The 21,728-nt window shown below is 38.0% G+C and carries 18 protein-coding genes and 2 rRNA genes; 7 read left to right on the top strand and 13 right to left on the bottom strand.

The features are described from left to right. The first annotated feature begins 13 nt into the window (after nucleotides 1–13). Together hutU and hutH are read left to right on the top strand one after the other, a co-directional pair. Nucleotides 14–1,732, top strand: coding sequence for a urocanate hydratase (gene hutU / locus ACPUVN_RS18680; RefSeq protein WP_426369623.1), 1,719 nt, complete (start codon nucleotides 14–16; stop codon nucleotides 1,730–1,732). Nucleotides 1,733–1,741: 9 nt separating this feature from the next. Continuing rightward, nucleotides 1,742–3,286: a histidine ammonia-lyase gene (gene hutH, locus ACPUVN_RS18675; protein ID WP_426369622.1), complete on the top strand. Its 1,545-nt coding sequence runs from the start codon at nucleotides 1,742–1,744 to the stop codon at nucleotides 3,284–3,286. A 109-nt stretch (nucleotides 3,287–3,395) separates the two neighbouring features. Here the strand turns inward: hutH and ACPUVN_RS18670 are convergent, their stop codons facing one another. The 7 genes from ACPUVN_RS18670 to ACPUVN_RS18640 all read right to left on the bottom strand — a co-directional run bounded on the left by ACPUVN_RS18670 (nucleotide 3,396) and on the right by ACPUVN_RS18640 (nucleotide 8,584). Beyond that, nucleotides 3,396–3,863: an NfeD family protein gene (locus ACPUVN_RS18670; RefSeq protein ID WP_426369621.1), complete on the bottom strand. Its 468-nt coding sequence runs from the start codon at nucleotides 3,861–3,863 to the stop codon at nucleotides 3,396–3,398. A 22-nt stretch (nucleotides 3,864–3,885) separates the two neighbouring features. Then, a complete protein-coding gene (locus ACPUVN_RS18665) occupies nucleotides 3,886–4,872 on the bottom strand; it encodes an SPFH domain-containing protein (RefSeq protein ID WP_426358819.1) in 987 nt (328 codons plus the stop codon). Nucleotides 4,873–5,090: 218 nt separating this feature from the next. Further along, nucleotides 5,091–5,315: a hypothetical protein gene (locus ACPUVN_RS18660; RefSeq protein ID WP_426358820.1), complete on the bottom strand. Its 225-nt coding sequence runs from the start codon at nucleotides 5,313–5,315 to the stop codon at nucleotides 5,091–5,093. Between the two features lie 40 nt (nucleotides 5,316–5,355). Beyond that, nucleotides 5,356–6,204, bottom strand: a complete 849-nt coding sequence (locus ACPUVN_RS18655) for an NAD(P)H-binding protein (RefSeq protein ID WP_426358821.1) — start codon at nucleotides 6,202–6,204, stop codon at nucleotides 5,356–5,358. A gap of 88 nt (nucleotides 6,205–6,292) precedes the next feature. Beyond that, on the bottom strand, nucleotides 6,293–6,730 hold the full coding sequence (dtd, locus tag ACPUVN_RS18650; protein WP_426369620.1) for a D-aminoacyl-tRNA deacylase: 438 nt from the start codon (nucleotides 6,728–6,730) through the stop codon (nucleotides 6,293–6,295). A gap of 6 nt (nucleotides 6,731–6,736) precedes the next feature. Continuing rightward, complete coding sequence (pip, locus tag ACPUVN_RS18645) at nucleotides 6,737–7,705, bottom strand: prolyl aminopeptidase (protein ID WP_426358823.1); 969 nt, start codon at nucleotides 7,703–7,705, stop codon at nucleotides 6,737–6,739. Between the two features lie 12 nt (nucleotides 7,706–7,717). Further along, nucleotides 7,718–8,584 carry a virulence factor BrkB family protein gene (locus ACPUVN_RS18640; RefSeq protein WP_426358824.1) on the bottom strand — a complete coding sequence of 289 codons (867 nt, stop codon included), beginning with the start codon at nucleotides 8,582–8,584 and terminating at the stop codon, nucleotides 7,718–7,720. Nucleotides 8,585–8,875: 291 nt separating this feature from the next. Between ACPUVN_RS18640 and ACPUVN_RS18635 the strand changes: the two genes are divergently transcribed. Further along, nucleotides 8,876–9,100, top strand: a complete 225-nt coding sequence (locus ACPUVN_RS18635) for a hypothetical protein (protein ID WP_426358825.1) — start codon at nucleotides 8,876–8,878, stop codon at nucleotides 9,098–9,100. A gap of 51 nt (nucleotides 9,101–9,151) precedes the next feature. Here the strand turns inward: ACPUVN_RS18635 and ACPUVN_RS18630 are convergent, their stop codons facing one another. Both ACPUVN_RS18630 and typA read right to left on the bottom strand, forming a co-directional pair. Beyond that, nucleotides 9,152–9,325, bottom strand: a complete 174-nt coding sequence (locus ACPUVN_RS18630; protein ID WP_426358826.1) for a hypothetical protein — start codon at nucleotides 9,323–9,325, stop codon at nucleotides 9,152–9,154. A 482-nt stretch (nucleotides 9,326–9,807) separates the two neighbouring features. After that, entirely contained in the window at nucleotides 9,808–11,625 is a 1,818-nt protein-coding gene (typA, locus tag ACPUVN_RS18625; protein WP_426358827.1) for a translational GTPase TypA, read from the bottom strand. A 327-nt stretch (nucleotides 11,626–11,952) separates the two neighbouring features. Between typA and glnA the strand changes: the two genes are divergently transcribed. The 4 genes from glnA to glnG all read left to right on the top strand — a co-directional run bounded on the left by glnA (nucleotide 11,953) and on the right by glnG (nucleotide 16,572). Then, nucleotides 11,953–13,359: a glutamate--ammonia ligase gene (gene glnA, locus ACPUVN_RS18620; protein WP_426358828.1), complete on the top strand. Its 1,407-nt coding sequence runs from the start codon at nucleotides 11,953–11,955 to the stop codon at nucleotides 13,357–13,359. A gap of 149 nt (nucleotides 13,360–13,508) precedes the next feature. Further along, on the top strand, nucleotides 13,509–14,000 hold the full coding sequence (locus tag ACPUVN_RS18615; RefSeq protein ID WP_426358829.1) for a DUF4124 domain-containing protein: 492 nt from the start codon (nucleotides 13,509–13,511) through the stop codon (nucleotides 13,998–14,000). An 83-nt stretch (nucleotides 14,001–14,083) separates the two neighbouring features. Then, on the top strand, nucleotides 14,084–15,169 hold the full coding sequence (gene glnL / locus ACPUVN_RS18610; protein WP_426369619.1) for a nitrogen regulation protein NR(II): 1,086 nt from the start codon (nucleotides 14,084–14,086) through the stop codon (nucleotides 15,167–15,169). Beyond that, nucleotides 15,169–16,572, top strand: a complete 1,404-nt coding sequence (gene glnG / locus ACPUVN_RS18605) for a nitrogen regulation protein NR(I) (RefSeq protein ID WP_426358831.1) — start codon at nucleotides 15,169–15,171, stop codon at nucleotides 16,570–16,572. Before glnL ends, glnG begins: the two co-directional genes overlap by 1 nt. Here the strand turns inward: glnG and ACPUVN_RS18600 are convergent. The 4 genes from ACPUVN_RS18600 to ACPUVN_RS18585 form a co-directional block, all read right to left on the bottom strand. Then, nucleotides 16,565–16,948 carry a MerC domain-containing protein gene (locus tag ACPUVN_RS18600; protein WP_426358832.1) on the bottom strand — a complete coding sequence of 128 codons (384 nt, stop codon included), beginning with the start codon at nucleotides 16,946–16,948 and terminating at the stop codon, nucleotides 16,565–16,567. The genes glnG and ACPUVN_RS18600 overlap by 8 nt on opposite strands. A 71-nt stretch (nucleotides 16,949–17,019) precedes the next feature. Next, nucleotides 17,020–17,997, bottom strand: coding sequence for an elongation factor P--(R)-beta-lysine ligase (gene epmA / locus ACPUVN_RS18595; RefSeq protein ID WP_426369618.1), 978 nt, complete (start codon nucleotides 17,995–17,997; stop codon nucleotides 17,020–17,022). Nucleotides 17,998–18,349: 352 nt separating this feature from the next. After that, nucleotides 18,350–18,464 (bottom strand): 5S ribosomal RNA (gene rrf / locus ACPUVN_RS18590). A gap of 250 nt (nucleotides 18,465–18,714) precedes the next feature. Further along, nucleotides 18,715–21,610 (bottom strand): 23S ribosomal RNA (locus ACPUVN_RS18585). Nucleotides 21,611–21,728: the final 118 nt, after the last annotated feature.

Genomic DNA, 21,728 nt, shown 5'->3' with positions numbered 1-21,728 from the left:
TGAGGATTGAAGAATGACCACGAATGAAAAAAACATCGCGGATAAACGCATTGATACAAGCCGAATTATAAAGGCTGACACTGGCACAACAATCACGACTAAAAGTTGGTTAACTGAAGCGGCTAAGCGCATGCTAATGAACAACCTTGATGCTGAAGTAGCAGAGCATCCTCAATCGCTTGTGGTATATGGCGGTATTGGCAGAGCAGCAAGAGATTGGGAATGTTTTGATAAAATAGTTGAAACCCTTGAGCAGCTTGAAAATTATGAAACCTTACTTATTCAATCAGGTAAGCCTGTAGGTGTTTTTACAACACACGAAGATGCACCACGCGTACTTATTGCTAACTCTAACCTCGTACCTCATTGGGCAACGTGGGAACACTTCAATGAGTTAGATAAGAAAGGCTTGATGATGTACGGCCAAATGACGGCTGGCTCTTGGATCTACATCGGCTCGCAAGGTATTGTTCAAGGAACATATGAAACCTTTGTTGCTATGGCAAAACAACATTTTGGTGGTAGTGCTAAAGGTAAGTGGGTACTTACAGGCGGCTTAGGCGGTATGGGTGGAGCTCAACCTTTAGCAGCAACTATGGCTGGGTTTTCAGCATTGGTTGTCGAGTGTGACGAATCACGCATCGATTTCAGATTAAAAACACGTTACGTTGATAAGAAAGCTACGTCTTTAGATGAAGCCTTAGCAATGATTAATGAAGCTACATCAAAAGGTGAAGCAGTTTCTGTTGGCTTACTTGGTAATGCCGCTGATGTATTTCCTGAATTAGTAAAACGTGGCATAACGCCAGATGTAGTAACCGATCAAACTTCCGCTCATGATCCCCTTAATGGTTACTTACCTCAAGGTTGGACGATGGAAGAAGCTGTTGAGCGTAGAAAAGAAAATGAAGCTAACGTAGTAAAAGCTGCAAAACAATCCATGGCGATACAAGTACAAGCTATGCTTGATTTACAAAAGGCAGGTGCGGCAACAACCGATTATGGTAACAACATTCGCCAAATGGCTTTAGAAGAAGGTGTTACCAATGCCTTTGATTTTCCAGGTTTTGTTCCAGCTTACGTACGTCCATTATTTTGTGAAGGCATAGGTCCATTTCGTTGGGTCGCATTATCAGGTGATCCTGAAGACATTTATAAAACAGACGCTAAAGTTAAAGAACTTATTCCTGATAACCCACATCTACATAACTGGTTAGATATGGCACGCGAGCGTATTGAATTTCAAGGGCTGCCAGCACGTATTTGTTGGGTTGGTCTAAAAGATCGTGCTCGTTTAGCGGTTGCTTTTAACGACATGGTTGCTTCAGGCGAATTATCAGCACCCGTTGTAATTGGAAGAGACCATTTAGATTCTGGCTCTGTTGCTTCACCTAACCGTGAGACAGAAAGTATGAAAGATGGTTCAGATGCCGTTTCTGACTGGCCTTTACTGAATGCTCTACTTTCAACATCAGGCGGAGCAACTTGGGTAAGCCTTCATCACGGTGGTGGCGTAGGCATGGGCTTTAGCCAACATTCAGGTGTAGTTATTGTTGCCGACGGAACGGAAGCAGCTAAAAAGCGCTTAAGTCGTGTACTTTGGAATGACCCTGCCACAGGTGTTATGCGACATGCCGATGCAGGATACGAACTAGCACAAACCTGTGCGCAAGAACAAGGTTTAAACTTACCTATGATCACTAACAATACCCAAAACACAAAACAAGCTTAGGAGATAACCATGACACAAGTAAACACCTTAAACATATCTCCAGGAAAGCTGACTTTACAACAGTTACGTACCGTACAACGTAATGGCTATGATCATTTTACACTTAATGAAAACGCTTTTGAGAACATCAATAAAAGTGCAGAAGCTGTTCAACAAGTTATTAAAGAAAATAGAGTGGTATACGGAATAAATACAGGCTTTGGTTTACTCGCCAGCACACGTATTAAAAATGATGAATTAGAGTTACTACAACGTTCCATTGTTTTATCTCATTCGGCTGGTTTTGGAAAAAACATGGACGAGTCCACCGTTAGATTAATGATGGTATTAAAAATAAATTCATTATCTCGTGGTTTTTCAGGTATTCGTTTACAAGTCATTCAAACCTTAATAACGCTGTTAAATAAAAAAGTTTACCCATGCGTACCCAAAAAAGGTTCAGTTGGCGCATCTGGCGATTTAGCCCCTTTATCTCATATGGTTTTACCTTTATTAGGTGAAGGTGAGATGACTTATCAAAACCAAGTACTTCCAGCCAAAGAAGCTTTAGCTATAGCAGGATTAGAGCCTATAACCTTAGCGGCGAAAGAAGGTTTGGCATTACTCAACGGCACACAAGCCTCTACAGCATTTGCTCTTGAAGGTTTATTTTTATCAGAAGACTTATTCTCAGCAGCAGTTGTTATTGGTTCGATGTCTGTTGAAGCAGCTTTAGGTAGCAGAGCACCTTTTGATGAAAGAGTTCATATTGTACGCGGACAAATAGGGCAAATTGATGTCGCAAAGGCTTACCGACATGTATTAAGTACAAACTCTGAGATTGGATCATCACATGAAAAATGTGAAAAAGTACAAGACCCTTACTCACTTCGTTGCCAGCCTCAAGTAATGGGTGCCTGTTTAACGCAAATAAGACAAGCAGCCGACGTGTTACATATTGAAGCCAATGGCGTTACTGATAACCCTTTAGTATTTGCTAATGAAGGTGACTTTATTTCTGCAGGTAATTTTCATGCAGAACCAGTTGCTATGGCTGCAGATAACTTAGCTTTAGCGATTGCTGAAATAGGTTCGCTCTCTGAAAGAAGAATGGCGTTACTGATAGATTCTCACTTAAGTAATTTACCTCCGTTTTTAGTGGATAATGGCGGGTTAAACTCAGGCTTCATGATTGCTCAAGTAACTTCAGCTGCATTAGCTTCTGAAAATAAATCATTAGCTCATCCCGCTTCTGTCGATAGTTTACCGACTTCAGCAAATCAAGAAGATCATGTTTCTATGGCAACCTTCGCAGGTAGACGCTTGGCAGAAATGAGTGAAAATACTAACGGCGTATTAGCCATTGAATATTTAGCATCTGCTCAAGGTTTAGATTACAGAAGCCCATTAAAAGGTTCACTAATCATAGAAAAAGCTAAACAGATTTTACGTGATCAAGTGAGTTTTTATGATAAAGATAGACACTTTTCACCTGATATTGAAAAAGCCTCAGGTATTATTTCTAATGCGGTATTTAACCAGTTCTCAACTCAAGGTTTATTACCAAGCTTGTAACTAAGTCCTGCTTAAATAACGCGTATAAAACAAAAAGCCAAATCACTATGATTTGGCTTTTTTGATGCTGATTTTTATACTAATTTATTTATAATATTAACCTACTAACTTATAGCGGTTTTACCAACATAACATTACCGTCTACGCCTGTTATAACGCATGGCTTATCAGCTTGAATAGCATCAACAGCACAATCACTTGCTAATCTAGCACTCCAATCAACACCTGAAAAACGTATTTTCCCTGCCACATGAGTAATTTCAGCAGAACTCGGTACCTGCTTACCAATCATATCGCTGCTGGTATCTGAGCCACTGCTTGAGTTTTGAAAAGACTTAAGAGGTTTCCATAACAACAATGCAATCAATGCAGTTAGAACACCAACAGATAAAAGCTCACTCTCCCAACCAGACAATATATTGAGTTGCACGAAAATCCCTGTCAACACACTAGCAATAGCGATAAATAATAAAGGTCCGCTCATTCCAAGTACGGTAAGTTCAACTATAAAACTTATACCCGCTATCAAATAAAGAAATTGAGCATGATGCTCTGAAAAGTAATTAATGAGGTCCATATATAATCCTTAAAAGTTAACTTTAAGATGCACTAACTTGAGGTAACTTTAAAGATCCTGAAACAGCAATAGCTTGCGCTACGGTGTTAGCAATATTGTCACCTGTTTTACCATCAGTTAATACAACTGTACTTTGCGAAGCAATTGCCTTATGAGCAGCAATGGCATCTTGAGCTAAGTTAAGCGTTATAGCGGCTTTACCACTATCAGTATTTGCAGCATCACCTATAGTGGCTAATGCTGCAGCTTCGGCCTCGGCAACTAAGCGAATGGCTTCGGCTTTACCTGTTGCTTCTAAAATTTGTTTTTCTTTATCTGCTTCTGCATTTAATACTTGCTCTGCTTTTGACGCTTCAGCATCTAATACTCGTGCGGCTTTTAAGCCTTCAGCTTCAGTTATCGACGCTGTTTTAACACCTTGTGCTGTTAAGATAACAGAACGTTTTTCTCGTTCTGCTGTCATTTGTTTTTCCATATCTTCACGGATACTTTGTGGTGGACTAATATCGCGAATTTCATATCGAGTAACCATTACACCCCAAGGAGATGTAGCTTCAGTCATTGCTGCTAATATGGTTGCATTAATCATGTCTCTTGATTGAAAACACTCATCAAGTTCCATTGAACCAATAGCATTACGCATAGTTGTCATCGCAAGTTGTGTTACCGACAATTTATAATCGGTAATGTTATTGGTTGCCGCACCAGCATCTATAACCTTCATAAACAAAATGCCATCAAGTTCTAATGAAATGTTATCTTTGGTAATAGCCGATTGAGATGCAATATCTAAAGATTGCTCTTTTAAGTTTCTGTCGGCTGCAACTGATTGAACAAACGGAATAATAAAGTTAAGTCCTGCTGATAAGGTTTTATCGTACTTCCCTAAGGTATAAATTACATAACCTCTGTTTTGTGGAACAAAATAAATGCCCTTCTTTAAGGTATATAATACAACAAGAGTGATCCATAAAATGGGACTTGAGATGAGAGGTAAAAGTAATTCCATGTGCCTGTATTCCTATATTAGTTTATTCTTATTAATGAACTAATATAGGTTAATTATCGGCAACATACTATTTCTTAGGGCATTTTAAAACGAAAATGATGAGCTAAGTTATAAATATTAATAAATAAAACAACGTAAATGGAATTTAGAGAAAATCTAGATAAAGTCGCGAAGAGAATAAAAGTTAAAGTTAAACAAGCTACATCTAATCATTGAACTTATTGAAGGTACTTTTTAAAACGACTCACTAGATAATTAAGTAAGTAATAAAAGCCTACACTTACGCATACAATAAGTAGATGAGTAATAATCGTTTCTAACTCTATATTCTTATCAACTAATATTTGTGCTCCTTTATAAGTGATCATTACAAGATCAAGCAAAGTGATATGCAGTAATAATACGATAAAGAGAGTGAAGCTTTTACTTTTAAACCATCTCATAGCAATTGGAACACTTTTAATTAAATTTCATTTACAAAAATTATGAATGCGATAACCAAGACAGTAAGTCATCATATTGGAAAGTATAAGACAGGAAATTTCTTATTTTATCAGCGTTGATAATTTTATTGGCAACAGATAAATCATTATTCGAGTTAGTATTTACGACCTCAACAAACTCTGGTTTAGCAAGTCCAAGTTCTAGTGCTGCTTGTTCGTAATATTTACGTTTAGCGACATAAGTATGACTTGACCCATTATAAATAGAGCTATGTGCAGGCGCATTGATAAGCCCAAACAATAAACCAACAGCGTCATGTTGGTGAATAAGGTTTGTTGTAGCATCCGGATCAGATAACAAGCGACCACTTTTTAAAAACTTACCAGGGTGTCTATCAGGTCCAACTAACCCCGAAAGTCTTAAAATAATAGTTTCACCTGAAAATTTAAGAGCAGCTTCTTCTGCTTGATGAATAATAGCTGTTTTTTCTGAAGATAAGTTTAATGCACAATCTTCTTTAATATCCCCATCCAATCCATTATATACAGCGGTTGAACTGATCATTATGAGCTGTTTTACATCACCCGATTGTGCAAGTTGAACAATATGTTTAATTTTATCTGCATAATCTTTACGCCCTTGGCGTATTCCTGGAGGTATGGCGATAATAACGCAAGACTGTTTGAATAAAGAAAGTGTAAAGTCAGTAATCGATGGAGAAGAATCAGATAAACTAAAGCATTCAACTTGAGCGCCCAATTGCGATAATTGCTCTACTTTATCTTGGTGCTGAGTAGAAACAACAACTGAATAGTGCTGACTTATTAATTTTTCAGTTAGTGCTTTACCTAACCACCCACACCCTATAATACCTACACTTGTACTCACAGCTTCGCCCATTTAATTAATTTTTCTTATGTTTTTAGATTACGATTTTAGTCACCTTTCTGATGACTTTGGTGCTAATAATTTGATGTTAACAAGTAAGTCTAAAAGTGACAGGTCCATCATTAAGTAATCGTACTTTCATATCAGCACCAAAAATGCCCGTTGGTACTCTAAAACCTAATTCTCTAAGGTTTTTACAAAAATCTTCATACAAACCTTTACTGATTTCAGGAGCAGCAGCATTGGTAAAACTCGGACGTAACCCTTTAGATGTATCTGCGGCTAAAGTGAACTGAGAAACCACTAAAATCTCACCACCAGCTTGCTCAACATTAAGGTTCATTTTTCCATTATTATCTTCAAATATGCGATACCCAGCGACTCTTTGAGCTAAACGCTTAGCTTTAGCTGCATCATCTGTTGGTTCAATAGCCACAAATACTAATAAACCTTTTTCTATTTCACCTGTTATTTCGCCATTTACAGTAACACTTGCTTCAGTGACTCTTTGTAATAATGCAATCATATAACTTTACGAACCCTTCTCGTTTAAAAATTCAGCCATAGTATCAGTCGCTTTACAAAAGGCATCTATGGTTTGTCGTTCAAAGCCACTATGACCTGCACAAGGTAAGGTATGAAGATGTGCATTGTCCCATTGATCTGTAATTTGTTGAGCAATGTATAATTGGCAAACCATGTCATATCGTCCATGGATCAAAACAGCAGGTATATCTTTAATTTTATGTAAGTTTTTCAAAATATAATTTTCAGAAAGAAAAGCATTGTTAATAAAATAATGACTCGATAATTTAGCCATACACAAAGCTTGGTGCGCATCATCTACCTGTAAACTACCAATACTAGGATGCTCTAGACTCGCGAGTCTTAGTTCCCATAAATACCATTTTTTACTGGCTGATATAGCGGCTATCTCATTCTCTGAATGTAATTTTTTATGATAATAAATCAACGGGTCACATTGTTCATCGCCAGACATATTTTTACAGAACTCTTGATAATATTCAGGGAAAAAGCGTTGAACTCCTGCAGGTCTATAGAGCCAATCAAACTCAGTTTGGGTACCTAAAAATAAACCTCTCAATATAAATCCAAGTACTTTCTCAGGATAAGCAATACCATAAACCATTGCTAATGTTGTACCCCAAGAACCTCCAGCAATGAGCCATTGTTTTATGTTTAAATGTTCTCTTATTTTTTCAATATCGGCGACTAAGTCTTTCGTAGTATTATTTTCAATACTTGGAGCAGGGTTGGATTGTCCACAACCGCGCTGATCAAATAAAATGATATGATATAAATTAGGATCAAAATAACGTCTATGATTTTCGCTAGAACCACCACCAGGTCCACCATGTAAATAAATAACAGGAATACCTTTAGGGTTTCCTGATTGTTCTAAGTACAGTTGGTGCCCATCACCTACATCTAAACATTCTTGATGGTAAGATGATATTTTAGGAAACAGTGTTCTAGACATAAATCACCTCAATTATTCATTATTATTTTCAGCAACTTGTTCATCACTAAAATCTTGTAGAGCTACTGTTAATACCGCACCAATTAAAGTAACCAACCATGACAAATACACCCATAAGAAGAGAATAGGAATGGTACCTAAGGCACCATATATAGCTTGATAAGAAGGTAGTTGAGTAACATAAAAAGCAAAACCTTTTTTCGCTATTTCAAATAATATTGCCGCAGTTACTGCACCTGTTAATGCATATTTAAAAACGACCATTTTATTCGGAACAATCATATATAAAACTAAGAACCCTCCTGCTGATGCCAATAAAGGTAATAGCCTTAAAAATATATTAGCAACACCATACACATCGTAATCACCTAATGAAACTAACGAAGCAATATATGAGGTAACAACAATACTACCACCAGCAAGGATAGGTCCTAGGGTTAATACCATCCAATACATAGAAAATGAAGTAACTATTCGTCTTGGTTTATTCACCCGCCATATCTTATTAAACGTTTTATCTATCGCAGAGATAAGAAGTAAGGCAAATACGAAAAGAAAGGAAACAGCGATAGCTGACATTTTAGAAGCGTTATCAACAAAACCAGTGAGATGATGCTGAACAACATCACCTGATGTAGGAACGAAGTTATTATAAATAACACCTTCTACTACTTCTCTAATATCTGAAAATATAGGAAAAGCGGTCATTATAGACAACATCACCACCATAAGTGGTACAAGCGACATTAAAGTTACATAAGATAAATACCCAGCAACAACATGTATTTGTTCATGCTGTACTCTTTTAAACAGATAAAGACCGAACTTTGCGATTATTTTCCAGTGTGCGTAGTTTCTTATTTTTTCGTAAAGATTCATATTTCCACAATTCGATTTTTTAAAAGTGCATTATTAATAGTATGATAGACTTATTATCAGTAACACGAAACGAAATTATACTAAGCGTACAAGATTTTAATGCTAGGTTAACAATAAATACCAATATAAATAGTCACTTCATTTAACAACATAACGTTGTTGAAAGTAATAGAAGTGTTATTAATAATCTGTTGACTAATAAGTTAATCAACTAAGCATTAAGATATTATTTCTGTATAAATAGTTATAATTTTAGTGAATCAATATTATCTATTTTAACGAGGTTTATTTATGTCAGATCAAGGTTCGGGCGGTAATGTTTTAGCTGCTATTTGTAATATTTTCATCCCTGGATTAGGGCAATTAGTACAAGGGAGAGTATTAGCCGCTATACTATTTTTTGTTTTCACTGCCATAGCTTGGGGAACAGCAATAATACTTATTGGTTGGATATTAGGACCTGTAATGCATTTATGGGCAATTATTGATGCGGCAAGATTTAAAGCTTCAAATTAGCGATGAGATAAATTATATCACTTAAGTTATGGCTATAATTTAAGTGATAATTTACATGATATTTTTTCTCGAGTTAAATGGCTCAACATTACTTACACCTTCCCTGCCCTCATCAATAAACACCTGGTAAAGCCAAGTTAACTGTTGCTGTTCATCAGCACTTGCTTTGTTTGCAACCATCTTTTCGAACAGTTGACTTAATTTTCTCATTTCTGCATCTTTCACTTATATCTCCTTATGTAACTGAAAAACAGACACCTTTGAAATTTACAAACTAAATTTAGAGTTTATAAATTTAAGTACTAATTAAAGTGTAGTTGGCTTATCGAGTTCAGCCAGTAAATATGAATAAAAATATCTTCGATAACCAATTTGAATTAGAGACAATCAATTAAACCTCATATTTATACCAAGTTGATTAATTAACGGCTCATTTTTAACGGTTAAAATTAATAATGACGGCGTTATAAAATTTATAAGTAGAATAACTACTGACTAAATTTTATGCTTTGTAATTATCTATTTTTCCTCATGAAAAAGTAGATCACTTAATTAATCAAATTGGTATTACATTTGATCGATTAGAATTTTTACCTGCATAGATACAAGTATTTTTTTGCCGAAATAAGAAATGAAAGAAAGTGATATTTTAGACAAAAAAAAGCCACTACTTTAAAAGTAATGGCTTTTCGAATTCTTAATTATACTTACTTAGGACCACGACCTTCACGTTTACGCTCATTCTCTTTCAAGAATTTCTTACGTATACGAATATTTTCAGGTGTAACTTCAACTAGTTCATCGTTATCAATGAATTCAAGAGCTTGCTCTAAAGACATGATAATTGGTGGCGTTAATGTTTGTGCTTCATCTGTACCAGAAGAACGAACGTTAGTTAATTGCTTACCTTTTAACGCGTTAACTGTTAAGTCGTTATCACGGCTATGAATACCAATGATTTGACCTTCATAAACATCAACACCATGACCGATAAATAAACGTCCACGAGATTGTAAGTTAAATAGTGCGTTTGTTAATGCTTTACCTGTAGCATTAGCAACGATTACACCATTCAAACGTTGACCAATTTCGCCACCTTTATGAGGTCCATACTCTAGGAATGTATGGTAAATCAAACCAGAACCAGACGTTAATGTCATAAATTCTGTTTGGAAACCAATTAAACCACGGCTTGGCATAATAAAGTCCATACGAATACGACCTTTACCATCTGGTGCCATATCTGTTAGTTCAGCTTTACGTACACCCATCTTCTCCATGATAGGACCTTGATGTGCTTCTTCAACATCAATAGTTACTGATTCATATGGTTCTTCAAGTTTACCATCAACTTCACGGATAATAACTTCAGGACGTGATACAGCTAATTCATAGCCTTCACGACGCATGTTTTCAATTAAAATACCTAAATGAAGTTCACCACGACCAGATACCTTAAATTTATCAGCATCATCAAGTTGTTCAACACGTAAAGCAACGTTATGAATAAGTTCTTTATCTAAACGCTCTTTAATATTACGTGAAGTAACAAATTTACCTTCTTGACCACAAAATGGTGAAGTGTTTACTTGGAACGTCATGTTAATAGTTGGTTCATCAACAGATAACGGTGGTAATGCAGCAACTTCATTTGGACAACAAATTGTGTCTGAAATTTTAAGCTCGCCTAAACCAGAAATCGCAATAATATCACCAGCATGAGCAATTTCACTTTCGTGACGCTCTAAGCCTAAGTAACCAAAAACTTTACCTACTTTGCCGTTATGTAGCTTACCGTTAGCACCTTCAATAGTAACTTGTTGATTTGGTTTAACTGAACCACGTGTAATACGACCAACACCTATTACACCTAAGTAAGAGCTGTAATCAATTTGAGATATTTGCATTTGGAATGCGCCATCTGCATCTGCATTAGGAGCTGGCACTTCGTCGATGATTGTTTGGAATAAAGGAGTCATATCTTCGCCAACAACATCTTCTTCTAAAGAAGACCAACCGTTGATAGCTGAAGCATATACAACTTTAAAATCTAACTGATCGTCAGTTGCACCTAAATTATCGAATAAATCAAAAACTTGATCCATTACCCAATCAGGACGAGCGCCTGGCTTATCAATTTTGTTGATAACAACAATTGGCTTTAAACCTTGAGCAAACGCTTTTTTAGTTACAAAACGCGTTTGTGGCATTGGGCCTTCTTGTGCATCTACTATAAGTAGCACTGAATCAACCATTGACATAACACGTTCAACTTCGCCGCCGAAATCAGCATGGCCTGGAGTATCTACGATGTTTACTCGATATTCTCCCCAGTTAATAGCTGTGTTCTTAGCTAGGATGGTGATACCGCGTTCTTTTTCGATATCGTTTGAGTCCATCGTACGTTCCTCTAGGCCGCTTCTCGCGTCTAAAGTACCTGATTGACTTAATAATTTATCGACTAGGGTAGTTTTACCATGGTCAACGTGGGCGATGATCGCAACATTACGTAATTTCTCTAACACGGGCTTCTTGCTCAATAGGCTATAATTGGGCGCGAATTATACAGCAGAGACGATCATAAATATAGTCGAATAACATTAAATATAATTTTCTATTTCTCGAATATGTAATAACGTTATGATAATGTTAATACGTTGCTTTGGACATTAGTGGTGCGTTGCACCAACTAGTTACACACATAGCACCAACACAGTGCGACAAAATACTGCATATATATATAAATCATTATATTTCAATAGCTTATTTCTGGCACGATATTAGCTTTAAATTATCTAAAACAAATACTTGGTATTTGTAAATTTCACAAACTATATTACTGGAGACTATCGATGTCACAAGCAGTTCTAGATTTAATTAAAGAAAACGATGTTAAATTTGTTGATTTACGCTTCACCGATTCAAAAGGTAAAGAACAACACGTTTCTATTCCTCATCATCAAGTAGATGCTGATTTCTTTGAAGACGGTAAAATGTTCGATGGTTCATCTATCGAAGGTTGGAAAGGCATTAACGAATCAGACATGGTTATGATGCCAGATTCTGAATCTGCAGTACTTGACCCATTCACAGAAACTCCAACATTAAATATTCGTTGTGACATTTTAGAACCTGCAACTATGCAAGGTTATAGCCGTGATCCTCGTTCAGTTGCTCACCGCGCTGAAGAGTACATGCGTTCTACAGGTATTGCTGACACAGTGTTAATTGGTCCAGAGCCTGAATTCTTCCTTTTTGATGATGTACGCTTTAGTACTGACATGAGTGGTTCATTCTACAAAATTGATGATAAAGAAGCAGCTTGGAACTCAGGTACTGAATACGAAGAAGGCAACATGGGACATCGTCCTGGTGTTAAAGGCGGTTACTTCCCAGTATCTCCAGTAGATTCATCACAAGATATTCGTTCAGCTATGTGTTTAATCATGGAAGATATGGGCTTAGTTGTTGAAGCACATCACCATGAAGTTGCTACAGCTGGTCAAAACGAAATCGCTTGTCGTTTTAACACTCTTGTTAAAAAAGCAGATGAAGTTCAAATTTATAAGTATGTTGTTCATAACGTAGCTCACGCTTACGGTAAAACAGCTACATTTATGCCTAAGCCTTTAGTAGGTGATAACGGTTCTGGTATGCACGTTCACCAATCTTTAGCTAAAGACGGTGTTAACTTATTCTCTGGCGATAAGTACGGCGGATTATCTGAACTAGCTATCTACTACATTGGTGGCATCATTAAACATGCTAAAGCACTTAATGCATTTACTAACCCAGCAACTAACTCGTACAAACGTCTTGTACCAGGTTTTGAAGCTCCAGTAATGCTTGCTTATTCTGCGCGTAACCGTAGTGCATCGATTCGTATTCCAATTGTTCCATCTCCAAAAGCTGTACGTATTGAAGCTCGCTTCCCAGATCCAGCGGCTAACCCTTACTTAGCTTTTGCTGCATTATTAATGGCTGGTCTTGACGGTATTAAAAACAAGATCCACCCTGGTGATGCTATGGATAAAGATCTTTATGACCTACCTGCAGAAGAAGCAGCACAAATTCCACAAGTTGCTACTTCATTAGGTGAAGCTTTAGACGCTCTTGAAGCTGATAAAGATTTCTTAATTGCTGGTGGCGTTATGGATGCTGACATGATTGATGCATACATTGGCTTGAAGCGTGAAGAAGTTGAATTGTTAAACATGACAACTCACCCTGTTGAATTTGATATGTATTACAGTGTTTAATTAGTTTTTTACACTAATTGATTAAAAAGCTCACTTAGGTGAGCTTTTTTTGTGGCATAAATCTGATAATTTGCTAGATTAGTACAGTAATTAAAGAACGGACTTTTTCATTGTATATATTAAAATCTTTTATCTATTTATTATTAATAATGTCATTACTCATACCGGTATATGCGACTTCAGCAAAAGTGTACGTATGGCGAGATGAATCAGGAGTATTAGTATTTTCAGATAGCCCTAAACCAGGTGCAGAAGAAATAGAAATAAACACCGAAAATCAAAATATATCTTCATCTATAGATACATCAATTCTAGATATAAAACCTAAAAAGCTTATTGATAATTTTGAAGTTGATATTATCAGGCCTACAAATAACTCAACTATTCGAGATAATAGTGGCTCTGTACATGTTTCAGGAAGAATAAAGCCAGTATTTAAACAAGGCCTAACAATTCAACTTATCTTAGACGACATTCCATATAAAGCCCCTCAAACTCACTCTATGTTTGCTTTACGTGATATAGAACGTGGTGAACACCAAATTAAATTAGTTTTATTAAACGCTACAGGCAAGGTTATTGCATCATCTAAATCAGTTACCTTTTATATGCACCGTATGTCAGTTAATAAAGCAAATTAGCTTCAATATGAAGTAATATCGCTTCAATTAAGACAAACTGATGACAGTGCGGCACCATAACAGTGCAGTCAAAGTTGGTTATAATGTTAAGTAATATTTTTGAAATAAAACAGAATAAAATAAAATTCCAACAGGTTTTGCCAAATCATATGATCACGGCAATGATGTTATTGAATAAAAATTTAGTTATTAAATATCTAAATCCCGCCGCAGAAGCAATTTTAGTAAAAAGCCTTAACAGTTTATACGACCAATCTATTGAAGACATTATAAGAAAAACATCAGTTAAGAAAGAACGTTTCTCGCAACTGTTATCATCTGGGCAAGAATTTAACGACGGTGATGTGGTGATCGAATTTATGGATCAAGCTCAAATAACCATAGATCTAACAGCATCCTCCATAGAATTTAATAATGAACCACATATTCTTCTCGAATTTAAACAAATAGATCACCAAAAACAGATCAGCGCAGAAGCTTTCCAACATCAACAATGGGAATCAGGTCGAGATTTAATTCGTGGCTTAGCCCATGAAATCAAAAACCCTTTAGGCGGTTTACGTGGTGCTGCTCAATTATTGGATAATGATTTAGATGGCGAGCAGAAAGAATACACAGCCATGATCATTGAGCAGGCTGATAGATTAACAAATCTAGTTGACCGACTTCTAGGGCCTAATCAATTACCTAAAATAGCTAAACAAAATATTCATGTTGCTTTAGAGAAAGTTATACAGCTTGTTAACTTTAATAACCCTAAAGGCATTAAGCTCTTCAGAGATTATGACCCTTCAATACCCGATATAAAGTTTGATGAAGACAAAATACAACAAGCTATTCTGAATATCGTTAACAATGCGATACAAGCGATTGAAAGTCACAACACCATCTTACTTAAAACTCGAGTTGCTAGTAACCAAATTATTAACGGAAAAAGAGTCAAGCTCGGTGTTCAAATTAGCATAATAGATGATGGACCAGGCATACCAGAAAATATTCAAGGCACACTATTTTATCCCATGGTTTCAGGCCGTAGTAACGGCACAGGACTTGGTTTATCTATTTGCCAAACTCTTATTCATCAGCACCGTGGAAAATTACTCTGTACAAGCCAACCCGGTAAAACTGAATTTACAATATTATTACCCATTTGCGGAGACAAGATATAATGACAACAGAACAGATTTGGATTGTAGATGATGATAGTTCGATACGCTGGGTACTAGAAAAAGCATTCAACAAAGCCAATATATCAGCTGCCTCATTTGAAAGTGCAAGAGACTTACTTACAGCACTAGAACATTCGCAACCTGAAATTATAATATCTGATATAAAAATGCCTGATATAGATGGCATGACGCTACTAGGTCAGATTAATTCAGAATATCCAAATATACCTGTAATTATTATGACTGCGCATTCAGATCTTGATAGTGCCGTAAATGCTTATCAAGGTGGTGCATTTGAATATCTACCTAAACCATTCGATATTGATGAGGCTATCTCATTAAGTAAGCGAGCGCTAACTCACGCTCGTGAACAAAATGCAAAAAATGCTCCCAAAGATTCATCAACGCTTAGTGTTGGAATTATTGGTGAAGCTCCTTCTATGCAAGAAGTCTTTAGAGCTATAGGTCGATTATCTAGATCAAGCATTAGTGTATTAATCAACGGAGAATCAGGTACAGGTAAAGAGCTTGTTGCTCATGCATTACATACACATAGCCCAAGAAAAAACGGACCATTTATACCATTAAACATGGCTGCAATTCCTAAAGACTTAATTGAGTCTGAATTATTTGGTCATGAAAAAGGTGCCTTTACAGGAGCTAATTCGATTCGACAAGGTCGTTTCGAACAAGCCCATAATGGTACTTTATTTTTAGATGAAATTGGTGATATGCCTCTTGATATTCAAACACGATTATTACGTGTTTTAGCTGATGGGCAATTCTATCGCGTAGGTGGTCATTCACCAATCAAGGTAGATGTAAGAATCATAGCAGCAACACATCAAAATCTAGAAAACCAAGTAACTAAAAACGAGTTCCGTGAAGATTTATTTCATCGTTTAAACGTTATAAGAATTCACTTACCAAGCTTGAGTGAAAGAAAAGAAGATATAGCTCAACTCGCTTCTCACTTCTTAATGCAAGCGGCTAACGAGTTAAGCGTAGATCCAAAATCTTTACACAAAGATGCCGAGAAGTTTTTAACGCAATGTGAATGGCCTGGCAATGTAAGACAATTAGAGAACTTATGTCGTTTTCTAACAGTAATGGCAAGTGGTCAAGAAATCTTAATTGAAGATTTACCTAATGAGCTGAAGAATAAAAAAGATGTATCAAGTACATCAGTAGCCAGCTGGCAGCATGCTTTTAGTTTATGGATAGATGAGCAGTTAAAAGCAGGCAACAGCAATATATTAGATACTGCGTTACCTGAATTTGAAAAGATAGCTTTAGAACGTGCTCTTCATTTTACACAGGGGCATAAACAAGAAGCATCTAAAAAATTAGGATGGGGACGAAATACATTAACTCGGAAATTAAAAGACTTAGATCTTAACTAGTCTGGCACTCATCATCGGCGCATTGTTTACAATTATTGCAAAGTTTTAAATTAATAACATGCGCCGCAACAATCAAAGAAGCACCTAGTATTATAAAATAGGGTTCTAAAGCCTCAGAGAAGTCATGTTTTATCCAATAAATAGCTATGCCAAGGAATAGTAAGTAGAAAGGATAAATGCGTCTGTGGTATTTTCTAAAACCTGAAAACAACGCAAAAGTTCCTAAAACAGCGGTAACCACAAGGAAAAAATGCTCCCATTGATGATCAGCTAAAAAACTTAAACCTAATAAAGGCAATGCTGGTAATAACACGGGTAATAATATGCAATGTAATGCACATAAACTCGTTGCTGTAATACCAATACGATCTAACATTTTCACAAAACCCAAATTAAAACTTCATTAATGAGATAATATCACACATGATATGTTATAACATAACTTTATTAAGCTCGATCTATAGTAAAAGTTATAACCTCCTCAATATCCTGTTTATTTAACGCTAGCATTAATAATCGGTCTATACCTAAAGCAACACCTGAACAACTTGGTAAACCCGATTCTAATGCTTGAATAAAGCGTCTATCTATTACCTTTTCTTCAAGACCAAGTTGCTTTCTCTCCAGGTTATCTTTATTGAACCTCTCAACTTGCACTATTGCATCGGTAAGCTCACAAAAGCCATTTACTAATTCAATACCTTTGAAATAACATTCGAAACGATCGGCAACCCTTTCATCACTCATATTCATTTTCGCAAGCGACGCTTGATTAATAGGAAAGTCACGAATAAATATAGGTGTATCAATCCCAACATTAGGCTCTATCAACTCTGAAAGTATAAATTGTAAAAGAGTGTCGATACTGCTTTCATCTTTTAACCAATCACTCATCTTATTATGATTGCTAATAACATCCTTTAACTCTTCTACTGATGTATCTAAAGCATCAATATTGAGATGTTCAAGAAACAGATTTTGATAGGTTATTACTTTAGGCATATCACATTTTAAAATGGCTTGAATTAAATCAGATACCTCAAGGATGAGATCGTCTTGTTGAAATCCAATTCTATACCATTCAAGTATAGTGAACTCAGGGTTATGTATATGACCTTTAGCTTCATGCCTGAAAGCTTTAGAAATTTGATAGATTGATTGATAACCCGATGCTAACAATCTCTTCATGCAAAACTCAGGTGACGTCTGTAAATACAATGTATCTGCATTATTTATCGAACTGTCAGGTAAATAATTGAAGTGAGTGTTAAAAGCCTCAAGGTGAACATCTGTCACTGTTGATCGACCTAGAAGAGGAGTTTCTACCTCAATAACATCAAGATCATAAAAAAACTGTCTTATCTGATTTAAAATATAGGCTTTCTTCTTAGCATCTTCCCAACTTAACGTTGTTTTCCAGGACATTGAATACTCAATAAAATAAATAAGTTAACTACTAAAGTAATGTTAACTTTCTTTTATTGACAAAAAAAGCCTAGGCATCATTATAATCGGTGATTAAGATAACGATGAACATCTATTGTTCAGTAATTATGTACTGTCCCTGCATAAAGAATAATCTTAGATGTATGTAATTAGAGTAATGAAGGAGCAGTTGTCGAGATGTGCAGGAGCGGCGACCTGTTAACGCACACGAATATGCTTATGTATACATGAAGAACAATAATCACTTATGACCAACCAAGTCATTAGGTCCACTTTATTTTACCCACAAAAAAAGGCTATCCGTTAGGATAGCCTTTTCTTTGAAATAGAAGCCTAGCAATGTCCTACTCTCACATGGGAACTCCCACACTACCATCGGCGCTAACACGTTTCACTTCTGAGTTCGGAATGGGATCAGGTGGGGCCATGTCGCTATTGTCGCTAGACAAAAACTGTACTTGTTAAATTAATAACAAGATTTAAAATCTTAGAAAGCTGACGTACAGGATGTACTAATATCGCAATGCCATGGATGGCAGGAGCGATGGACGTCCTATACAATGTTCAATATAAATACATTTTAATCTCTTATTCGCACATTTTATATACGCGATGGTGTATTCCTACACCTACCTCTCGGTAATTTTGTCAAACTTCATACAATTCACTTCATAGCCAAAACTATTTAGGTGTTGTATGGTTAAGCCTCACGGGCAATTAGTATCAGTTAGCTCAAGACCTCGCAGTCCTTACACACCTGACCTATCAACGTTGTAGTCTCCAACGACCCTTTAGGGAGCTTAAAGCTCCAGTGAGAACTCATCTCAAAGCCTGTTTCCCGCTTAGATGCTTTCAGCGGTTATCAGTTCCGAACGTAGCTACCGGGCAATGCTATTGGCATAACAACCCGAACACCAGCGGTTCGTCCACTCCGGTCCTCTCGTACTAGGAGCAGCCCTCTTCAATTCTCAAACGCCCACGGCAGATAGGGACCGAACTGTCTCACGACGTTCTAAACCCAGCTCGCGTACCACTTTAAATGGCGAACAGCCATACCCTTGGGACCGACTTCAGCCCCAGGATGTGATGAGCCGACATCGAGGTGCCAAACACCGCCGTCGATATGAACTCTTGGGCGGTATCAGCCTGTTATCCCCGGAGTACCTTTTATCCGTTGAGCGATGGCCCTTCCATACAGAACCACCGGATCACTATGACCTACTTTCGTACCTGCTCGACGTGTCTGTCTCGCAGTTAAGCTGGCTTATGCCATTGCACTAACCGTATGATGTCCGACCATACTTAGCCAACCTTCGTGCTCCTCCGTTACTCTTTGGGAGGAGACCGCCCCAGTCAAACTACCCACCAGACAGTGTCCCCAAGCCCGATTAGGGCCCTAGGTTAGAACATCACGCATACAAGGGTGGTATTTCAAGGTTGGCTCCAATGTATCTGGCGACACATCTTCAAAGCCTCCCACCTATCCTACACATGTAGGAGCAATGTTCACTGTCAAGCTATAGTAAAGGTTCACGGGGTCTTTCCGTCTAGCCGCGGGTATACGGCATCTTAACCGCAATTTCAATTTCACTGAGTCTCGGGTGGAGACAGTGTGGCCATGATTACGCCATTCGTGCAGGTCGGAACTTACCCGACAAGGAATTTCGCTACCTTAGGACCGTTATAGTTACGGCCGCCGTTTACCGGGGCTTCGATCATCAGCTTCGTCCGAGGACTAACCGAATCAATTAACCTTCCGGCACCGGGCAGGCGTCACACCGTATACGTCATCTTTCGATTTTGCACAGTGCTGTGTTTTTAATAAACAGTTCCAGCCACCTGGTTACTTCGACTCTCCTGTGCTTACACCGCAAGGGTTTCACACGAGAGAGCGTACCTTCTCCCGAAGTTACGGTACTATTTTGCCTAGTTCCTTCACCCGAGTTCTCTCAAGCGCCTTAGTATTCTCTACCTAACCACCTGTGTCGGTTTGGGGTACGGTTCCTATATATCTGAAGCTTAGAAGCTTTTCCTGGAAGCATGGCATCAACAACTTCAACTCCGTAGAGTCTCGTCTCGTATCTCAGTGTTTAAATGAAGTCCCGGATTTACCTAAGACAACCACCTACTTACTTTCACACGGACTACCAACGCCGTGCTTGTTTAGCCTACTCCGTCCCTCCTTCGCAATATATAGAAGTACAGAAATATTAATCTGTTTCCCATCGACTACGCGTTTCCGCCTCGCCTTAGGGGCCGACTTACCCTGCCCTGATTAACATGGGACAGGAAACCTTGGTCTTTCGGCGGGGGAGTTTTTCACTCCCCTTATCGTTACTCATGTCAGCATTCGCACTTCTGATACCTCCAGCATGCTTTACAACACACCTTCAACGGCTTACAGAACGCTCCCCTACCACTTGAACCTAAGTTCAAATCCGCAGCTTCGGTGACTAGTTTAGCCCCGTTACATCTTCCGCGCAGACCGACTCGACTAGTGAGCTATTACGCTTTCTTTAAAGGATGGCTGCTTCTAAGCCAACCTCCTAGCTGTCTATGCCTTTCCACATCGTTTCCCACTTAACTAGTACTTTGGGACCTTAGCTGGCGGTCTGGGTTGTTTCCCTCTTCACAACGGACGTTAGCACCCGTAGTGTGTCTCCCGCATATCACTCATTGGTATTCGGAGTTTGCAAAGGGTTGGTAAGTCGGGATGACCCCCTAGCCTTAACAGTGCTCTACCCCCAATGGTGTTCGTGCGAGGCTCTACCTAAATAGATTTCGGGGAGAACCAGCTATCTCCCGGCTTGATTAGCCTTTCACTCCGACCCACAAGTCATCACCGCATTTTTCAACATACGTGTGTTCGGTCCTCCAGTTGATGTTACTCAACCTTCAACCTGCCCATGGGTAGATCGCCGGGTTTCGGGTCTATACCTTGCAACTAAACGCGCAGTTAACACTCGCTTTCGCTACGGCTCCCCTATTCGGTTAACCTTGCTACAAAATATAAGTCGCTGACCCATTATACAAAAGGTACGCAATCACTAGACTAAATCTAGCTCTCACTGCTTGTACGTATGCGGTTTCAGGTTCTATTTCACTCCCCTCACAGGGGTTCTTTTCGCCTTTCCCTCACGGTACTGGTTCACTATCGGTCAGTTAGGAGTATTTAGCCTTGGAGGATGGTCCCCCCATGTTCAGTCAACGTTTCACGTGTGCCGACCTACTCGATTTCATGGTAAGTTTATTTTCGTGTACGGGGCTATCACCCTGTATCGCTCTACTTTCCAGTAGATTCCACTAACTTACAAACCACTTAAGGGCTAATTCGCGTTCGCTCGCCGCTACTAACGAAATCTCGGTTGATTTCTTTTCCTCGGGGTACTTAGATGTTTCAGTTCTCCCGGTTCGCCTCGTTAAGCTATGTATTCACTTAACGATACCCGCCTTACGACGGGTGGGTTTCCCCATTCGGACATCTCAGACTATAACGGTTTTTATCACCTTATCTGAGCTTTTCGCAGATTAACACGTCCTTCATCGCCTCTAACTGCCAAGGCATCCACCACATACGCTTAGTCACTTAACCATACAACCCTAAATAGTCTCGAAAGATATTCAGTACAAGAAGGTGACAAAACCTTCCCAATTGTAAAGTCTGACATTTTCACGCACACAAAGTGTGTCTTGAATAAGAGTTGATAAAA

Source organism: Pseudocolwellia antarctica (genome assembly GCF_049933045.1).
Classification (GTDB): Bacteria; Pseudomonadota; Gammaproteobacteria; order Enterobacterales; family Alteromonadaceae; genus Pseudocolwellia.
This window is presented reverse-complemented; position numbering and strand designations above follow the sequence as displayed.

Bases quoted from the DNA above. Each gene is read 5' to 3' on its own strand.
- hutU (WP_426369623.1), top strand. From the start codon at position 14: ATGACCACGAATGAAAAAAACATCGCGGATAAACGCATTGATACAAGC.
- hutH (WP_426369622.1), top strand. From the start codon at position 1,742: ATGACACAAGTAAACACCTTAAACATATCTCCAGGAAAGCTGACTTTA.
- ACPUVN_RS18670 (WP_426369621.1), bottom strand. From the start codon at position 3,863: ATGGACCTCATTAATTACTTTTCAGAGCATCATGCTCAATTTCTTTAT.
- ACPUVN_RS18665 (WP_426358819.1), bottom strand. From the start codon at position 4,872: ATGGAATTACTTTTACCTCTCATCTCAAGTCCCATTTTATGGATCACT.
- ACPUVN_RS18660 (WP_426358820.1), bottom strand. From the start codon at position 5,315: ATGAGATGGTTTAAAAGTAAAAGCTTCACTCTCTTTATCGTATTATTA.
- dtd (WP_426369620.1), bottom strand. From the start codon at position 6,730: ATGATTGCATTATTACAAAGAGTCACTGAAGCAAGTGTTACTGTAAAT.
- pip (WP_426358823.1), bottom strand. From the start codon at position 7,705: ATGTCTAGAACACTGTTTCCTAAAATATCATCTTACCATCAAGAATGT.
- ACPUVN_RS18640 (WP_426358824.1), bottom strand. From the start codon at position 8,584: ATGAATCTTTACGAAAAAATAAGAAACTACGCACACTGGAAAATAATC.
- ACPUVN_RS18635 (WP_426358825.1), top strand. From the start codon at position 8,876: ATGTCAGATCAAGGTTCGGGCGGTAATGTTTTAGCTGCTATTTGTAAT.
- glnA (WP_426358828.1), top strand. From the start codon at position 11,953: ATGTCACAAGCAGTTCTAGATTTAATTAAAGAAAACGATGTTAAATTT.
- ACPUVN_RS18615 (WP_426358829.1), top strand. From the start codon at position 13,509: ATGTCATTACTCATACCGGTATATGCGACTTCAGCAAAAGTGTACGTA.
- glnL (WP_426369619.1), top strand. From the start codon at position 14,084: ATGTTAAGTAATATTTTTGAAATAAAACAGAATAAAATAAAATTCCAA.
- glnG (WP_426358831.1), top strand. From the start codon at position 15,169: ATGACAACAGAACAGATTTGGATTGTAGATGATGATAGTTCGATACGC.
- ACPUVN_RS18600 (WP_426358832.1), bottom strand. From the start codon at position 16,948: ATGTTAGATCGTATTGGTATTACAGCAACGAGTTTATGTGCATTACAT.
- epmA (WP_426369618.1), bottom strand. From the start codon at position 17,997: ATGTCCTGGAAAACAACGTTAAGTTGGGAAGATGCTAAGAAGAAAGCC.